The organism is Gracilibacillus sp. Marseille-QA3620 (assembly GCF_054950035.1).
This window is the reverse complement of sequence record NZ_CM143102.1, coordinates 3,259,311-3,275,464: the sequence shown is the minus strand read 5'-3', so window position 1 is coordinate 3,275,464 and position 16,154 is coordinate 3,259,311. Positions and strand designations below refer to the sequence as shown.

General features: G+C 42.7%; 14 protein-coding genes. 11 read left to right on the top strand and 3 right to left on the bottom strand.

Annotated features, from left to right (window positions below; genetic code table 11):
* The first annotated feature begins 204 nt into the window (after positions 1–204).
* The 6 genes from ACY8DX_RS16495 to ACY8DX_RS16470 all read left to right on the top strand — a co-directional run bounded on the left by ACY8DX_RS16495 (position 205) and on the right by ACY8DX_RS16470 (position 4,888).
* The gene (locus tag ACY8DX_RS16495; protein ID WP_462405619.1) at positions 205–2,106 is read left to right on the top strand and encodes a Xaa-Pro dipeptidyl-peptidase; all 1,902 of its coding nucleotides are present in this window, start codon (positions 205–207) and stop codon (positions 2,104–2,106) included.
* Between the two features lie 445 nt (positions 2,107–2,551).
* Entirely contained in the window at positions 2,552–2,968 is a 417-nt protein-coding gene (locus ACY8DX_RS16490) for a hypothetical protein (protein WP_462405618.1), read from the top strand.
* 583 nt (positions 2,969–3,551) lie between these two features.
* Positions 3,552–3,752: a hypothetical protein gene (locus ACY8DX_RS16485; RefSeq protein ID WP_049669960.1), complete on the top strand. Its 201-nt coding sequence runs from the start codon at positions 3,552–3,554 to the stop codon at positions 3,750–3,752.
* A gap of 181 nt (positions 3,753–3,933) precedes the next feature.
* On the top strand, positions 3,934–4,158 hold the full coding sequence (locus ACY8DX_RS16480; RefSeq protein WP_462405617.1) for a DUF1648 domain-containing protein: 225 nt from the start codon (positions 3,934–3,936) through the stop codon (positions 4,156–4,158).
* Between the two features lie 48 nt (positions 4,159–4,206).
* Positions 4,207–4,380, top strand: a complete 174-nt coding sequence (locus ACY8DX_RS16475) for a hypothetical protein (protein WP_462405616.1) — start codon at positions 4,207–4,209, stop codon at positions 4,378–4,380.
* A gap of 172 nt (positions 4,381–4,552) precedes the next feature.
* A complete protein-coding gene (locus ACY8DX_RS16470; protein ID WP_049669961.1) occupies positions 4,553–4,888 on the top strand; it encodes a hypothetical protein in 336 nt (111 codons plus the stop codon).
* A gap of 242 nt (positions 4,889–5,130) precedes the next feature.
* Here ACY8DX_RS16470 and ACY8DX_RS16465 read toward each other — a convergent pair whose 3' ends face one another.
* The 3 genes from ACY8DX_RS16465 to ACY8DX_RS16455 form a co-directional block, all read right to left on the bottom strand.
* A complete protein-coding gene (locus ACY8DX_RS16465) occupies positions 5,131–5,931 on the bottom strand; it encodes a hypothetical protein (protein ID WP_439803223.1) in 801 nt (266 codons plus the stop codon).
* Positions 5,932–6,120: 189 nt separating this feature from the next.
* Positions 6,121–7,683 (bottom strand): esterase/lipase family protein, encoded by a 1,563-nt coding sequence (locus ACY8DX_RS16460; protein WP_462405615.1) that lies wholly within the window; start codon positions 7,681–7,683, stop codon positions 6,121–6,123.
* A gap of 641 nt (positions 7,684–8,324) precedes the next feature.
* Entirely contained in the window at positions 8,325–8,594 is a 270-nt protein-coding gene (locus ACY8DX_RS16455; protein WP_049669967.1) for a DUF1292 domain-containing protein, read from the bottom strand.
* Between the two features lie 144 nt (positions 8,595–8,738).
* On the opposite strand from ACY8DX_RS16455, the gene ACY8DX_RS16450 reads away from it, so the two are divergent.
* The 5 genes from ACY8DX_RS16450 (at position 8,739) to ACY8DX_RS16430 (ending at position 15,974) form a co-directional block, all read left to right on the top strand.
* Positions 8,739–9,737, top strand: a complete 999-nt coding sequence (locus ACY8DX_RS16450; protein WP_462405614.1) for an LLM class flavin-dependent oxidoreductase — start codon at positions 8,739–8,741, stop codon at positions 9,735–9,737.
* Positions 9,738–9,852: 115 nt separating this feature from the next.
* Positions 9,853–10,656: a GNAT family N-acetyltransferase gene (locus ACY8DX_RS16445; RefSeq protein ID WP_462405613.1), complete on the top strand. Its 804-nt coding sequence runs from the start codon at positions 9,853–9,855 to the stop codon at positions 10,654–10,656.
* A 252-nt stretch (positions 10,657–10,908) separates the two neighbouring features.
* Positions 10,909–12,255: an APC family permease gene (locus tag ACY8DX_RS16440; RefSeq protein WP_439802578.1), complete on the top strand. Its 1,347-nt coding sequence runs from the start codon at positions 10,909–10,911 to the stop codon at positions 12,253–12,255.
* A gap of 160 nt (positions 12,256–12,415) precedes the next feature.
* A complete protein-coding gene (locus ACY8DX_RS16435; protein ID WP_462405612.1) occupies positions 12,416–14,143 on the top strand; it encodes an ABC transporter ATP-binding protein in 1,728 nt (575 codons plus the stop codon).
* Positions 14,136–15,974, top strand: coding sequence for an ABC transporter ATP-binding protein (locus ACY8DX_RS16430; protein ID WP_049669972.1), 1,839 nt, complete (start codon positions 14,136–14,138; stop codon positions 15,972–15,974). Before ACY8DX_RS16435 ends, ACY8DX_RS16430 begins: the two co-directional genes overlap by 8 nt.
* Positions 15,975–16,154: the final 180 nt, after the last annotated feature.

Sequence of the window (16,154 nt, the reverse complement as noted above, 5' to 3'; positions counted from 1 at the left end):
ACTATTTTTCCTTTTTCTTATGAACTTATAAAAAGCCTTGTTTCTATAATTGAAACAGGGCTATTGCGCTTTTGATTGTTTCTGCCTATTACTATTATCCCGTTTTTGGTTGTTCGACAGGTTAATACAAAAACTTTGAATATTTAACTATATCATTAAATATGGTAGAAACTGCCGATATTTCGATGATATGGGGGGAGAAATTTGAGGAAAAAAGTACTTTCAATCAGTTTGTGTTCTGTTCTGTCTCTTACATTAGTAGCTGGTGTAGATTCATGGTCGGCGGAAGCAGCAAACAGCCAAAATCTACCCGCTTCGCTAGAACCAGCAGCTAAGGCGAATGTTCTAGAGTGGAAGGGGATGCCGCTGAATGGGCTGATCCCGGAAACTGCTTCAGACGCTACGAGAATTGAACTGGAAAATGGAATGACAAAACCAATCTATTCTACTGACGAGGCGATAGTGGAGGAATTGTTCGTTGAGACTGAGATAGACAGCGACAGAGATGGGAAACGTGACCGTGTGTCTATTAAAGTGTACCGTCCAAAAACAGAACCCGGTGTTAAAGTCCCCGTCATTTATGAAATGAGTCCCTATCGCTCCGGAATCCTAAATGTTCCTGTTTATGATGTAGATGTGGAGTTAAATCCTGTTAAACACCCTGGGAATGGTCGAGGAGGAAAGCCATTCGCGCTTGCAAATGGACAGGCTGCCAATCTTGGTTCTTTGGGGAATTACTATGTCCCTCGAGGTTATGGAGTTATTCTGGCAGAGAGTATTGGGACAGGCAAGTCGGATGGGTGTCCAACAACAGGGGATGAACGTGAAATTCTTGGAACGAAAGCGGTTATTGATTGGCTGAATGGGCGGGCAAAAGCTTATACAGGAGATGGGAGAGAGGTTTCTGCAGATTGGTCCACAGGCAATGTGGGGATGACAGGTACTTCCTACAATGGAACTTTGCCGAATGCAGTTGCTGCCACAGGTGTGGATGGACTAAAAGCGATTATCCCAGTTGCCGCGATTAGCAGCTGGTATGACTATTATCGCGCCAACGGAGCAGTTATCGCTCCTGGAGGCTATCAAGGTGAAGATGCGGACAATATGGCTGAAGCTGTCCTTACTCGTGAAAATCCTCAGGTATGTAAAGATGTCATGGCAGAGTTAACAGCTGGACTGGACAGAGAAACAGGGGACTACAGTGAATTCTGGGCAGACCGTGATTATGTGAAGGATGTCAAGAATATCGAGGCCGGTGTTCTCGTTGTTCATGGGCTGAATGATTGGAATGTTAAAACAAAGCAATTCTCACAGTGGTGGGAAGCATTAGGAGAAAATGATGTGCCTCGCAGATTATGGCTCCATCAGGGGGGCCATTCAAGCCCATCCGGCAATAACTGGCCTCAATTACAAAATAGATGGTTTGATTATTATCTCTATGGGATCGAAAATGGGGTTATGAATGAGCCGGCTGTAGATATTCAGCGTGAGGACAGAACTTGGACGAAGGAAACAAGCTGGCCAGCAGCTGGTTCTGCTCCGACAAGACTTCATTTGACAGGTACGGGAAATGATTTAGGAGCCCTGCATCTGAAGCCTGTTCCGAATCAGCCGCATAACAAACAAACGATTATTGATGATCCAATGAAAAAGGCCAATACACTTATTGTCGACCCGGAATTAAATTCCGCTAACCGGTTGGCTTATGTGACGCCGGCATTAACTGATTCAGTTCGGTTGAGCGGGACCCCTGCAGTCAGCATCCGTGCTAGCATTGACCGTCCTGTTGCCAATTTAACGGCCTTGCTCGTTGATTACAGTCAATCAAGACCAGTCATTGTATCGCGCGGCTGGATGGACCCGCAAAACATCCAATCCAGAGAGCGGTCTAAATCAATCGTTCCGGGCAGGGATTACACATTTGAATGGGAAATGGAGCCTAAAGATTATGTATTTAAGGCTGGGAACCAGATTGGAATTGTTCTTATTGCCAGCGATTACGACTACACGATTCGTCCTAAAGCCGGTACAAAAATCACTGTAATACCAACTCGCAGTGAAATTACATTGCCAATTGTCGGCGGGCGTAATGCTTTAAATGAATAGAATGAATAAAGGAAGGATTAGGCTTAGCGAGCGATATGGCATATGACTTGCTGAAAATATGGCAGTTTACTCATTTTATTCATAGTAAGAAGGCTATGAAAATGAGTAATTATTCGTAAAGATATATTGCCAGAAGGCAATAGAACTTGTCGGAGACGGCGGGATATACTGCTTAATAAAAGATGTATATAGAAGAGCACCTGCTAAAGCAAGTAGGTGTTTTTCTTTGATGGGAAACGATGCAAGTAGTTTAAAATAGGTGTAGTGGTACCTGTAATAATCTTGCGGTTTGTCAAATAGATCATGATTAGATGGGGTGATGAACATCAATGTCAGCATTAGAACATATCTTCAGGATTTTCCGTATATAGACTATAGTAAAAACGATTATTGGGTGAATCTGGACGATTCATACTGCAAAGAAGTTTATAAGCGGCAATATAGGATGAACAGTGGATTTATCTATGGAGGAATTTCATTCATCATAGATGGTGAAAATCGTACTGTAATCCTCTCGACAGATGATCTGCACAGCACATGGTTAGACCTTATGCTTTATTACAGTAATTACACTTTTAACTATAAAGAAAAGTTCATTATTTTTATGGGCCATGCGGACAATAAACTCGTTAATAATGCTGATAAAGACAATCCACATGTAAGATTAATATATGACGAAACGAGTACAGAGTGGATTCCGGTTTCGATTATGAAGCAGGCGGTACTAGATGGATTCCTTCACTTCATGCAAATCATTGATCGTAGTATTATGGAAGATTTATATGATGAGGATGGAGACCCCTTTGACTTTCCAGTAGAGCTAAAAGATTTACTTCATTTATTTGATTCATTAGTAGAGTAGTGAACGATGGGACGTTGCATGATTTATATAATAAGTTTGACCCACAAAACCTGTGCGTCCTCCTTCTTTCTAAGATTGTATAGTTATTGCGCAATTTAATTTGCAAGAAAAGAAGCAGCAATTAAAAACGTTCAGATCGAAATCTGAACGTTTCAAAAAGATGCTCTGCATTCAGGACATTGTTGCCCATACGTTTGTCTTTTCATGATTGTATGACACTTTGTACAACTTACCATCCTTGATTCTTCCTTTAACATTGTTTTTCTGTCTAAAAAGCTTCCTGTCCCTTTCACAAAATAGCTAAAATATAAAGCTATCATGACTCCTGTAACAATTAGACCAATCAAAAGAATCATTTTCGGCAGCCTCCATTCCAAAATACTCCTTGCTAACCATTATACCATATATTTACATATACTCTGTGCTTTATGAGCATATGTAAGTTCTTTCGTAAAGAATTTGATAAAAAGACTAAACATTTTAGGGTGTCAATTGGTGAATGGATACGATGTTGGTTGATTGGTAATTTATGTTAAAATAAAAGAGGCTGTTAATATTATCGTACTCTTGGAGGTGAAGGGGAATGGAAATCATCATGACCATCTTTATTGGCGTATTTATTATGTTTATTGGCCTTTTAGTACTCAAGAAAAAAGCTCTCTTTTTAGTGAATGTTGTTTTGTGGAATGGTGTTACTGGGAACGAAAAGTGGTTATCTCGAATCTTTGGGACTATTCTATTGGTGGTTGGATTTTTCGTTATCCTATTGCCTTTCTTCATGTAAATCATTTGACAGCTTCAGTAAGAAATTTCAGTATTCTTAAACTACTACCGTGTTGTGGTTTACAGCAGGATTAGAAACAGGTTAACAAATAAAGGCTGGGAGAAGTAAGGAGGTAAAGGGGATATCAAATTCTTGGGAAAGACCCAAAATAAACATTCAAAGAACGAAGAGTGAGTTGGCTTTGGATATCATTGGCTATACAGTTTATTCAGGCTCTATCGTCTTTTTAATGATTAATTGGAGTGCGCTTCCTGAAAAAGTGCCAGCACATTTCAATGCAGCGGGGGAAGTTGACCGCTTTGGTCCAAAGGTAGAAATGATTATATTGCCGATTTTAGGGGCCTTCGTTGCAGGTTTAATGCAATGGATAGAAAGGTTTCTGGAGAAACATAATTATCCTCAATGATTAAATGAAAATAATGTCAAAGAATTTTATTTGGTTAGCAGAAAAAGGATGAATCGTTTAAAAAATATCTGTTTACTTTTTTTTGCTTTAAGTTCATTTGAAATCATCACCATTGCACAAGGATTGGAGAATCCATTAGGAAATTGGCTCTTTCCAGCTTTAATCGTTAGTGTGGCTATCGTCATCGTATATGGAATAATCAAACAAGTAAAGATTAGATAACTTTATACAAATTGGGGAAATATCTCATATCAAGGGCTTTAATCAGCTCTTTTTTATTATGCAGCTATCGGGTCAGGCTAAAGAAAGAATAGATTACTGCGTACTGAAGCAGATCAATATACTAATTCAATAATTGGTTGAAACGTTGGGATAAGAGGAGGAAAGGCCTAAAATGTCACCTTCAAAGAAAATGCCTTTAGAAATTATGATGAATATTTTAGCACTAGTAGTTCTTACTTTAGGTTTCTTCCAAGTGTTCTATAAATGGACTGTTTTAGGAGGTGATGATGTAAAGGGATTTATTGCGTTGCCACTAATAGCAGTTATAGTCTGGGGAGCATTTACATACATAGAAAAGTCTGATGAAAACATTAACTTACCCATATTTATAAGTGAAGATAAAGCTATAAATCGTCAATATAACAGATTGTTGGTGAATATTCTTAAAAATAGTATTGTAATTGGATTAATAATTATAAATTGGGGAGATTTAAACTCTTTGATGTAGGTTGTAATAATAAGGCTCCGTTAAAAATAATATTGATAACAGAATACTATTGATGAAGTTTCGGGTCATTGGCTCCTGCTTGATTAGCGGAAGATGAACGTTATCGTATAAATAAATTTCTGGCTTTTTATTGAACCTCTAGTTACGTAAGGTTTCAGTACCCTTATGAAAACAGACTGAAATAACGAACCTCCATTTTCGGGATTAAAATGGAGGTTCTTTTTGCGGTTATATGGCAGCCGTTATTTAATGGCAAAGTAGGCTGTTTTCATATCGCTTTGACCATCACTTCCTTCAGGAAAAGCGTTTATTTCAAGCAGGTAATCATCATATCCCTTTACCATTCTATAATAGGCGCGTAATGGATACGTGCTGCCTGGCATAAACGTCGTCTCTCTATCTCCTGGACTCAACAGTTTGTCTGCTGCACCTAAAGCGAGATAGACTGATCCGCCATTATTACTCGGGATTCCGCCGCCTTCTAGGTTATCCGCTGTAAAACTGATATTAATTCCAGTGACACCGCCAAACTCAGAGGCTGGGAATTCTTTTGGTACCATTACTTCATAGTCTATTATGTTCAGTTCGACATCATCAGGTAAATCTAAATCTTCTTTGTGGATTGCATCATATTCATTACCTTCTTCATTGTTTTCATCCAGTGCTTTCTGTACATATTCACTATTGTCGCTTTCACTTGTGATTTTATTGAGTTTCACATAAACAGGGTGGTATTTCTTATCTTCCGTAGAATAGATGGTTGTTTTCATGTATGTACCAAATGGAATCGGCTTCTTAGGGTCTAATGCTTCAGTATAATCGATTGCATTTCCCACATCAGCTGCCATTGCTGTACTTTCTTCCGCTTCTGACTTTTCTTCCTCATCCACTTCTTGATCTTCGCTCGTTTGCGGTTCCGAAGTGTCCTTTGCTTTTGTTTGACTCTCAACTTCCTCTTTAGGTGATGCGGCTTCGTTGCTGCAGCCCGCCATCACACCAGTAATAATAATAATACCAAGGCACACGACTAATAAATTCCTCATCCTCATAACCATCCTCCGATGTTCTTATTTAGAGTATATATACCCAAAAACAGAATAATCTGCAAATTTATTGTATCAAAAAATACCTTGGTAATAAATGATAAATAAAAAATCGGCGTTTACGAGAAAGAAGGAGCTGCCCGTAAAAGTCAATCTTCATTGACTTATGGGACAGCCCCTTCTATTTATCTATTCAATATAAACCGACCGTACCATAGTCCTGATTGATTCCTTGCCATTCGCATGCTTCGTCTTAACATCAACAGTCATATTGTAAACGCCCGGTTTTGAAACCTTCGGCAGCTTGGCTGTGTATGCGGCTCCGTTTGCTGTTTTAGGAACGATATTTTGCTTAAGTTCGTTTCCATCCGGTCCGCTGAATTTAATGGAAAGGCTTGTTGATCCTGCTTGCTTCGGTGTTTTCAAGGTGAAGGATGTTTGATCAGCCTTGCCCTTTCCGGCCATTTCAAGCTCTAGCTTTCCAGCTTCGTCAAAAGAGGATACAAGCAGATAGGCATCCTTGGTGTTTGCTGCCTTCATTTGCACCGTCCAGGAGCCTTCAGCGAGCTCAACCTGCTGGAATGAATAGAGGCTTGCGCCAGAAAGAATGGTCTCATCTTTTATTGGGGCTGAAGCTTTCATAACCGTTCCGTCTGGTGCAACCAGCTCGACAGCCGTGTCATGGCTGGCTGTGTAGACGGAGATGGTTCCGGTTGTTTTGGCAGGGACATAGATTTCTTTTTTCGTTAATTGATTATCTGAGAGCTTGCCCCCGGTGATATAACTGGAGGATTCACTATGAATGGAAGTGTCCATTTGATTGACTGTTTCGGTATTAGCGGATAATTGGCTGACAGCGGCACTGCGTAAATAAGGCTCAATTCGGGAAAAGACTTTGGAGCCTTGGCGGATATTATCATGGTCGATTGTGCTGTCGGTGAATAAATGTGTGCCATATGGCAGCTTTGCACTGGTCGCTGTGACGAGGCCGTCATTGGCACCAAAGGAAGATAAGTAGGCTCCGCCGAGTGCTAGGGCAGAGAAGGCAGGGCCTTTGTTTGTTCCTGCTACTGTATAGTATTTATTCTTGCTGCGGTTCGTATGGCTGTCAGTGGAGGAGCGGAATTTGGCCATTTCACCGACCTGAAGGGAATAGGTGCCGGCATCATTCTGACCAAGCAGTTCCCCGAGCCATCCCGCATACCAGCTGTATGATAGGTCTGCAAGCTCAGAGCCATGATGAGGTGAGCCTAATGTAATCACCCTGCCCACATAGGGGTGGGCTCCGTAGTGAATCAGCGCTGCCTGGGTATCAGGTCCCCCTTTGCTGTGGGCGATAATATTCACTTTTTGTCCGTTAAAGTGGCGTGATATCTGTCCGAGCATGGAGGCGAGCAGGCGCCCGTTTGTGTATTGATTTTCAGAGCCATTGCCGGCTGCGTCATACAGCTGGACGAAAACGGTCTGATATCCGGCATCATATGCCTTCGTATACATATCATTGACACCGTGATACGTTGTTTCCCCATACCAGCTTGTTGAGCTTCCGTTCTTTCCTTGGACAAAGACAATGGGCGGTTTCGACGAATTGTAATTTGGTGGACGGTCACCGAGGAACCACTCACCAGGGGTAAAGGTTTCACCCGGCGGCTTCAGCTTCCCCGCTGATACATCTGAAGACAGACCAAACGGCGCAATAACCATCAAACATAAGAAAATAGCCAAGAATCTTCTCGTCAATCGACTGTTCATTAAAATCCTCCATATCATTCGTTTTTTTGAATACAAGGAATTGAATGTGAGTGATAGTGTCAGTCAAACATAGAAGAGGAAATAAGATTTTTAAATATTCTGAATAATTTGAGCAAAACAGGTTGCTAAAGATAATTAATTACAGCTTAAAGGTGAGTATATCCTCTTAACTTAACGGTCGCGCCTACCAGTTAGGAGAAGTGATATACCTATTTGATAAATATTTCTATATTATCGTCTTTCTTCCATATATAGGGTACCCTTGACCAATTATAAAATAAAATATAGTAGAACATTAAGAGGCTTTCCCCCTATATTTCCAATCAGCTTTTATATCTTCAATAGCAATTAACTCCCAAACTATTGATACTTTCTCTATAAATTGGTCTTCCGTGTTTCTTCATGTATTAACTAGAATAGCTTTGTTTCGTATACGAATGTCCAGATAAGTTGGATGAATAGATTATTCGGGACTAAATTCGTTATATAACATCAGGATTTGCGTTTCTATATGAATATTAAAAAGCCCATGGTATTAGAAATATGTGCAAGAAAAAATGACTGGAGATAACCATAAGCCTGAATTTGCATCTTTAGATAGAAAAAAAGCCCGAACGATAATCGCTCGGGCTTTTCAGTATTTAATGATTGTGCTTCATATTATGCTCTAAAACTCGTGCGACCTGCTGGAACTCAGCGTCTGACTCAATCTCATGCAGCTCGCCTTCCTCATCAACGCGGAAGAAAAAGATCTCCATGTCCTCATTCGTGTCACGCTTGATCTCCTCCACAAGACCAGCCACTGCATATTCTGCGCCGTCCACATCCAGTGTGCCGAGAATTTCTATTTCTTCATCTTGGCCATTTTCGCCTTCGAGTACGAGGATCTCTCCAATTTCAATTTTGCTCATGTTTTTATTCTCCTTTATAACCTTTGTCCGAACAGTATAACGGTTACAGCAGGAAAAAACAAATATTCATAAGCATTACATTTTTCATACTGATGGCTTATTGATACGATGGTATGGAAATAACTAGCAGGAGGTTATGCCTACATGTCAAATGTGCACGTACCAGTCTCCGTGCTGAATCTTGCGCCAATCCGCAAAGGAGAGGGAGCGAAGGAAGCCATTGCTTCCTTGGTCGATTTAGCGCAGGCTGTTGAACAAATGGGATATACACGCTATTGGGTGGCTGAGCATCATAATGCGCCGACATTGGTCAGTTCAGCAACCGCAATCTTGGTAAAACATATACTTGAACACACGAAGGAAATTCAAGTGGGGTCAGGAGGAATTATGCTTCCCAACCATTCCCCGCTCGTAGTAGCCGAGCAATTTGGCACGATGGAGACAATTTACCCGAATCGTTTGAATTTGGGGTTAGGGAGAGCGCCAGGGACAGATATGCTTACCGCCAGTGCCCTTCGCCGCTCTAATCATAACTCAGTCTACACATTCCCGGCGGATGTGGAGGAAATCTTAACGTATTTCGGACCTGAGGATGAACAAGGGGCTGTCAGAGCCTATCCGGGTGTTGATGCAGACGTACCAGTCTTTATTCTTGGCTCCTCAACAGAATCAGCGGTGCTTGCAGCTAACCTAGGCCTTCCATATGTCTTTGCCGCCCATTTCGCCCCGCGCTATATGGAAGAGGCAATGGAGAACTATAGAGAGAGATTCCAGCCATCCATGTATTTAGACAAGCCATATATGATGGTGTGCCTGAATGTCATTGCGGCTGAAACAGATGAAGAGGCTTTGTTTGAATCGACCACATTGCAGCAGTTCTTCCTGAATGTCGTCCGAGGGACGAAAAACCCATTAAGCCCGCCTGTCGAATCGATGGATGGATTATGGAGTCCGGGTGAAAAACAAATGGCACAATCGATGACAAGCGTTTCCTTGATTGGATCCAAGGAAACCGTCCGAAAGCAGCTGGCTGAATTCCAGGCTGCCCATCATGTCGATGAAATCATGGCAGTTTCCTATATTTTTGATCCGGATAAACAAAAACGCTCCTATGAAATTTTGAAGGAGATTACGAGCGAATAAATGATAAGCGACGGAATCTTTTTAATAAGGTACCGTCGCTTATCTATTTGCTATATAATAGATGGAAAAATAATCCTGTCTATTTTTAAGATCGAGAGAATGGGAGGAGTAGCGGATGATTAGGCGACTGGACTCAAACGATCATGAAGAATGCTTTCATTTTTTGAAAGGGGAAGCGGCTGAAAATGTCTTCATCATTGGAGATATTGAGGCATATGGCTATGAGCAGGAATTTCAGCGGGTATGGGGAGAGTTCAATGAGAAGAATGAATTGATTGCCGTCCTGTTGAAATATCGGGAGAATTATATCCCTTATGCCAAAACGGAAGAATTTGATGGGAAGGGTTTTGCGGAAATCATATTAGCTGATGGGGATTTTACCTTCCTGTCAGGCTTGGAGCGCTGCACAACAAGAATAGAGCCTTTCCTGTCTAATAAGCTGAAGAAGAAAAGGCAATTTTATTATGCTAAATGTACCGCTTTGAGCGAGGCTGCCCATATTACTCCAGCTAAAGCTGAGGTGAAATTGGCTGTTCCGAATGATGCGCACCGCCTTGTGCACCTGCTGAAGGCTATTCCTGAATTTAGTGATTCAATCATCACGGAGGAAAGTAAAAAGGAAAGCCTGGAAGGCGGAGCATCCCGCACCTTCTACATAGAAAAGGACGGAAAAATGGTTTCAACGGCCTCAACAACAGCTGAAAATTCCAGCTCTGCCATGGTCGTTGGGGTTGCGACCGATCCGGCTTACAAGAAACAGGGATTGGCCAGCGCCTGCATGATGAAGCTTTGTAAGGAATTACTTGGCGAGGGTAAGGAGCTTTGCTTATTCTATGATAATCCTGAGGCTGGGACGATTTATAAGAAGCTGGGATTTGAGGATATTGGTTTTTGGGTAATGAATATTTATCATCGGTAAAGGAATCTAGCATCGAGCGCATAAGTCATTTACAGGCTGTCTCTGATTTTAGTTGGGAGGCGGCTTTTTTGCGTATTTATTAACCAAGAAAGGGATGTATATCATACACAAAATAGTATTTTTATGCGATAATTTTATGTGGTAAAAAATATTTACCATTCTATTCTTTTTAATGTATATATTGAATATATCGTAGAAATCAATTAAGATTTTTATTATTTATAAATAATTTTGAGAGGGAAAAGAGGTATCATGCAAAAACAACAAGATAAAGAAATGTATGCAGCAGGAGCAGTGTTAAAGAAAGAAATTGGCATGAAGGAAGCTCTTACCATTGTAGTTGGAGTGGTTATTGGATCTGGGATATTTTTTAAAGCGACACCTGTAATGGATAGCGCTGGTTCAGCCATAGCAGCTGTACTGGCATGGCTGCTTGGGGGGCTGCTGACGATGGCTGCAGCTTTGACATTAGCGGAAATTGGATCAGCCATCCCTCAAACTGGCGGTGTTTTTGCTTATTTAAAAGAATTATATGGAGAGAAGGTTGCCTTTTTATTCGGCTGGGTGCAGGCTTTAATCTACGGCCCGGCTATTGTTGCGGCACTTGCCATTGTCTTTGCCACTCAGGCCACTTATTTCATACCGATGTCAGGCGGTCAGCAAAAAGCATTGGCCATTGGTATCTTGCTCTTTGTTGCTCTATTAAATATTATTTCTACGAAGCTCGGAAGCCGGATACAATTTATTGCAACGATTGCTAAAATGATTCCTATCGTGTTTATCATCATCTTTGGGATTATCCATGGTGTTAACGAAGCGACACCTGTTTTCTCCGGAGAACCAGTGCATGGATTTTCCTTCGCAACGTTTGGCGTAGCCATGCTTGGGACGCTTTTTGCCTACGAAGGATGGATTAGCGTGGGTAATATGGCGGGTGAGATGAAGGACCCTAAGCGTGATTTGCCGCGTTCTATCGTCTTAGGGATGACGATTATTATTGCGGCTTATGTCTTGATCAATGTAGCCTTCTTATCTGTACTAACTCCAGGGCAAATAGTGGGGGCAGAGAATGTGGCTTCTGATGCCGCTCAAATATTATTTGGCAGCGGCGGTTCTATGCTTATCTCTATCGGTATTCTCATTTCCATCTTCGGAACGTTAAATGGCTATTTGATGACGAGTGTGCGTGTACCGTTTGCCATGGCAGAGAACAAGATATTCCCGTTCCACCATGTCATTAGCCGTGTTGAGAAACGCACAAGCACACCAATCAATGTATTCATCTTCCAAGTAGCCATTGCCATTGTCTATATATTCTCTGGGTCCTTTGATACGTTATCAACCCTTGCGTTATTTGCGATTTGGATTTTCTTTGTACTCGCGATTTACGGCGTATTCGTGATGCGCAAGAAGCGCCCGGATTTAGTGCCGACATACCGTGTACCGCTTTATCCTTTTGTGCCGCTTGTCGGTATTATTGGCGGTATCTATATATTAGTTTGCACAATCATTAGTGATACGCTCTACTCCATGATCGGATTAGCGATTACAGCGATTGGCTACCCTGTTTATCTTTATTTGAAAAAATCAGGTGAATAATTCATATGAAAGGCAGAACTGTTGATATTCTCGCGGTTCTGTCTTTTTTTTGTCTCGTGATTAGTGAAAATCCTTCCGGGCTTTTTTGCTTGTATGATGACTGGAATTTTAGCAAAATAAGGATATGCATACGTGTCTATTGCAGGAAAAGGGTGAATGAATGAGACATTTTAAGAAGTATATCAAGAAATACGGCTTTTTATTTTCTATAGCCATCATTTTTTTAATGATAGAGGCAATTTGTGATTTGCTTCTTCCAACGATACTGGCATCCATCATTGATAATGGAGTTGCCGATGGTAATCTTCAATATGTCTTGAATATGGGCGGGCTCATGCTGCTTGTGACAGGTATTGGTGCACTCGGAGCTATTATCCGGAATATCATCTCCAGCAATCTGTCACAAAGGCTTGGAGCAGAGCTTCGTTCTGACTTATACAGGAAGGTCCAATCCTTTAGGCTTGAGGAAATGAATCAATTCGAGGCTTCCTCTCTTGTGACAAGACTGACGAATGATGTCAATCAAATGCAAATGTTCGTGAATGGATTAATGCGGATTATGGTAAAAGCTCCGCTTGTCTGTATAGGAAGCATCTTCATGGCAGTGCGGCTCAATGCCTCCATTTCCTGGGTGCTGTTAATTGTCATTCCGATTGTTGCACTCATCATCCTGTTGAACGTCAGAATCAGCTTGCCTTTTTTCATGCGCGTTCAGAAGGCAACCGATAAACTGAATGGTGTTGTACGGGAATATCTTTCTGGTATTCGGGTTATTCGTGCGTTTAATCGCGGGCGGTTCGAGCAATCGAGATTTGATGAGAAGAATGAACAATTATTCGGCACATCCACAAAAGCGATGCGAGTCATGTCTATTTTCAGTCCTGGTATATCTCTTACAGTGAACTTTGGGATTGTGCTCGTCCTGCTTGCGGGAGGGTGGAACATCAATGACGGTCAAATGCAGGTGGGCGAGGTTGTTGCCTATGTGAATTATATGACCCAAATCCTCATCAGTTTAATGATGATCACAATGATCTTCAATATGTTTGTCCGGGCAAGGGTGTCAGCCGGCAGGATTAGTGAAGTGCTAGGGACAGACAACCCGGCAGAGATTAAGGGGCTCAAAACAAGCATCCCGCAGGAGGGCGTTGTATTTGAGCAGGTTCATTTCTCCTATCATGGCACGAAGGAGTATGTCCTGAAGGATGTTTCCTTATCCTTGAAGCCTGGCGAAACCATCGGGATTATCGGTTCAACCGGGGCGGGGAAGAGCAGTCTTGTGAATTTACTCCTCAGGCTGTATGAACCATCCCATGGCGCGATTTACATAAACGGAGAGAATATCCAGACGATGGACCTTAAGCAATTGAGGAATCAAATTGCTTATGTTCCGCAGAAATCGATGCTGTTTACCGGCACTATCAAGGAAAATATCCTTTGGGGGAAAGCGGATGCTTCTATGGAGGACATTCGGCATGCGGCCAATATTGCCCAGGCAGATGCCTTTATCTCTCGGCTGCCGGAAGGGTATGATACACAGCTCGGTCAGGGCGGAGTGAATCTATCAGGCGGACAGAAACAGCGGGTTTCCATTGCGCGTGCTTTGTTGAAGGAGGCGCCAATCCTCATTCTGGATGATTCAACAAGCGCACTTGATGCCGTAACCGAACAACGGCTAAAGGAGGCCTTGAGTGAGAATAGAGAAAGGCGAATCGTCTTTTTGATTGCCCAGCGAATTACCTCTATCATGGATGCGGACCATATTATCGTTATGGAGAATGGACATGTGGCCGGAGCGGGAACGCATGAGGAATTAGCTAAGAACAATTCTGTCTATAAGGAAATTATTCTATCCCAATTAGGAACGGAGATGGAGACTAGTGGCTGAATCAACTAACCAGAAAACAGGGACGCTCCCGACAGGCCCGCCGAGAGGGCATGGCGGAGCTAGATTCGCCGCCGTTGAGAAGCCCAAGGACTTTAGCGGCACATTAAAAAGAATATGGGGGTACTTCGGAAGCGAGAAACGTAGTCTGTGGATTGTCCTTTTATTTGTGATCATCAGTGCAGTCATCAGCTTATTTGTCCCCTATTGGATTGGAAAGACTGTTGACACCCTAGAATGGGGTCAAGTTGACCTGTCTCTCTTGCACTGGCTTGTCATCATCCTTGCAGCCGTGTATGTGACAGATGGAATCGCTTCGCTCTTGCAAGGCTGGATGATGGCGGGAATCTCCCAGCGAGTCGTTCGTTCTTTGAGACAATCGTTATTCCGTAAACTGAATAAATTGCCGATTTCCTATTATGACACACATACACATGGCGACATGATGAGCCGTGTAACGAATGATATCGACAATGTGAGCACAAGTATTTCTCAATCCACGACACAGCTTATGAGCGGGGTCATCACGATTACGGGCTCCTTTGTCATGATGCTCGTACTCAGTCCGATATTGACGCTTGCCGCCTGTGTGACTATCCCGCTTATGTACTTGCTGACGAAAACAATCGCCAAGAGAACGAGGGTGCTTTTCAGAGAACAGCAAAAGCATTTGGGAAGGCTGAATGGGCATATTGAAGAATCGATTTCCGGCAGTTTGATCGTAAAAGCCTTCAACCATGAGGACGAGGTCATCTCAACCTTTGACGAAATCAATGGCAAGCTGTATGAATCAGGACGGAAGGCACAAATCTGGTCCGGCTTCCTAATGCCAATCATGAATGTTATTAATAACCTTGGATTGACTTCTGTGGCCATTGTCGGCGGAATACTGGCTGTTAATGGCTCCATTACGGTAGGCGTCATTGCCGCCTTTATCAGTTACTCCAGACAATTTACGCGCCCGTTAAATGACTTGGCGAATATCTTTAATATCTTCCAGTCAGCTGTTGCGGGGGCAGAGCGTGTATTCCAGGTTATTGATGAACCGGAAGAGGTGGTCGATAAACCAAAAGCCATTTCGCTCACACAGGCAAAAGGAGAGGTTCGCTTTGAACATGTAAGCTTCGGCTACAAAAAAGAATCGCCAATCCTTAATGACATCAGCTTCGCAGCAAAGACCGGAAGTCATATCGCGCTCGTCGGTCCGACCGGTGCCGGTAAAACGACCATCATCAATTTGCTGACACGCTTCTATGATGTCGAATCAGGCCGAATCACGATTGATGGAACCGACATACGCGATTTCACCAGGGAGAGTCTGCGCAATACATTCGGCATCGTTCTGCAGGATACGTATTTGTTCACAGGAACCATCAAGGATAATATTAAATACGGCCGTCTTGACGCGACAGATGATGAAGTCGTGGAGGCAGCCAAAATGGCCAATGCCCATTATTTCATTACACGGCTGCCTGATGGATATGAAACCATGCTCTCAGAAAGCGGCGGGAATCTGAGCCAGGGACAAAGGCAGCTGCTCGCCATTGCGAGAGCCATTCTCTCTGACCCAGCCATTCTCATTCTCGATGAAGCCACGAGCAGTGTCGATACGCGAACCGAGCTCGCCATTCAAAATGCCATGCGCAAAGTTATGGAGGGCAGAACAAGCTTCATGATTGCCCACCGGCTATCCACCATCCGTGAAGCCGACACAATCATGGTCATTGATGACGGCCAGATCAAAGAACAAGGCAGCCACCAAGAGCTGATCGCCCAAAATGGCCAATACCGGCATATGTATGAGAGTCAGTTTAAGAATGTGCAAACATCCTGAGACGCATGCTCCTGTGAAGGGGGTGTGCGTCTTTTTTCGGGCGTGACAAAGCCTATCTTTGTCCCATGCCTATCCCATCTATCCCGGTTGAAGCCTGTGAGAAGTGTGGGGAGCGTGTCAATCCCCATACCTGACCCATGTCTATTCCGTCTCCCCGCCAATGCCTAGGAAAAGCAAAAG

Excerpts from the sequence above, each read along its gene's own strand:
- ACY8DX_RS16470 (WP_049669961.1), top strand. The coding sequence starts at position 4,553 with ATGTCACCTTCAAAGAAAATGCCTTTAGAAATTATGATGAATATTTTA.
- ACY8DX_RS16435 (WP_462405612.1), top strand. The coding sequence starts at position 12,416 with ATGAGACATTTTAAGAAGTATATCAAGAAATACGGCTTTTTATTTTCT.
- ACY8DX_RS16440 (WP_439802578.1), top strand. The coding sequence starts at position 10,909 with ATGCAAAAACAACAAGATAAAGAAATGTATGCAGCAGGAGCAGTGTTA.
- ACY8DX_RS16465 (WP_439803223.1), bottom strand. The coding sequence starts at position 5,931 with ATGAGGAATTTATTAGTCGTGTGCCTTGGTATTATTATTATTACTGGT.
- ACY8DX_RS16475 (WP_462405616.1), top strand. The coding sequence starts at position 4,207 with ATGAATCGTTTAAAAAATATCTGTTTACTTTTTTTTGCTTTAAGTTCA.
- ACY8DX_RS16450 (WP_462405614.1), top strand. The coding sequence starts at position 8,739 with ATGTCAAATGTGCACGTACCAGTCTCCGTGCTGAATCTTGCGCCAATC.
- ACY8DX_RS16445 (WP_462405613.1), top strand. The coding sequence starts at position 9,853 with ATGATTAGGCGACTGGACTCAAACGATCATGAAGAATGCTTTCATTTT.
- ACY8DX_RS16485 (WP_049669960.1), top strand. The coding sequence starts at position 3,552 with ATGGAAATCATCATGACCATCTTTATTGGCGTATTTATTATGTTTATT.
- ACY8DX_RS16455 (WP_049669967.1), bottom strand. The coding sequence starts at position 8,594 with ATGAGCAAAATTGAAATTGGAGAGATCCTCGTACTCGAAGGCGAAAAT.
- ACY8DX_RS16490 (WP_462405618.1), top strand. The coding sequence starts at position 2,552 with ATGAACAGTGGATTTATCTATGGAGGAATTTCATTCATCATAGATGGT.
- ACY8DX_RS16460 (WP_462405615.1), bottom strand. The coding sequence starts at position 7,683 with ATGAACAGTCGATTGACGAGAAGATTCTTGGCTATTTTCTTATGTTTG.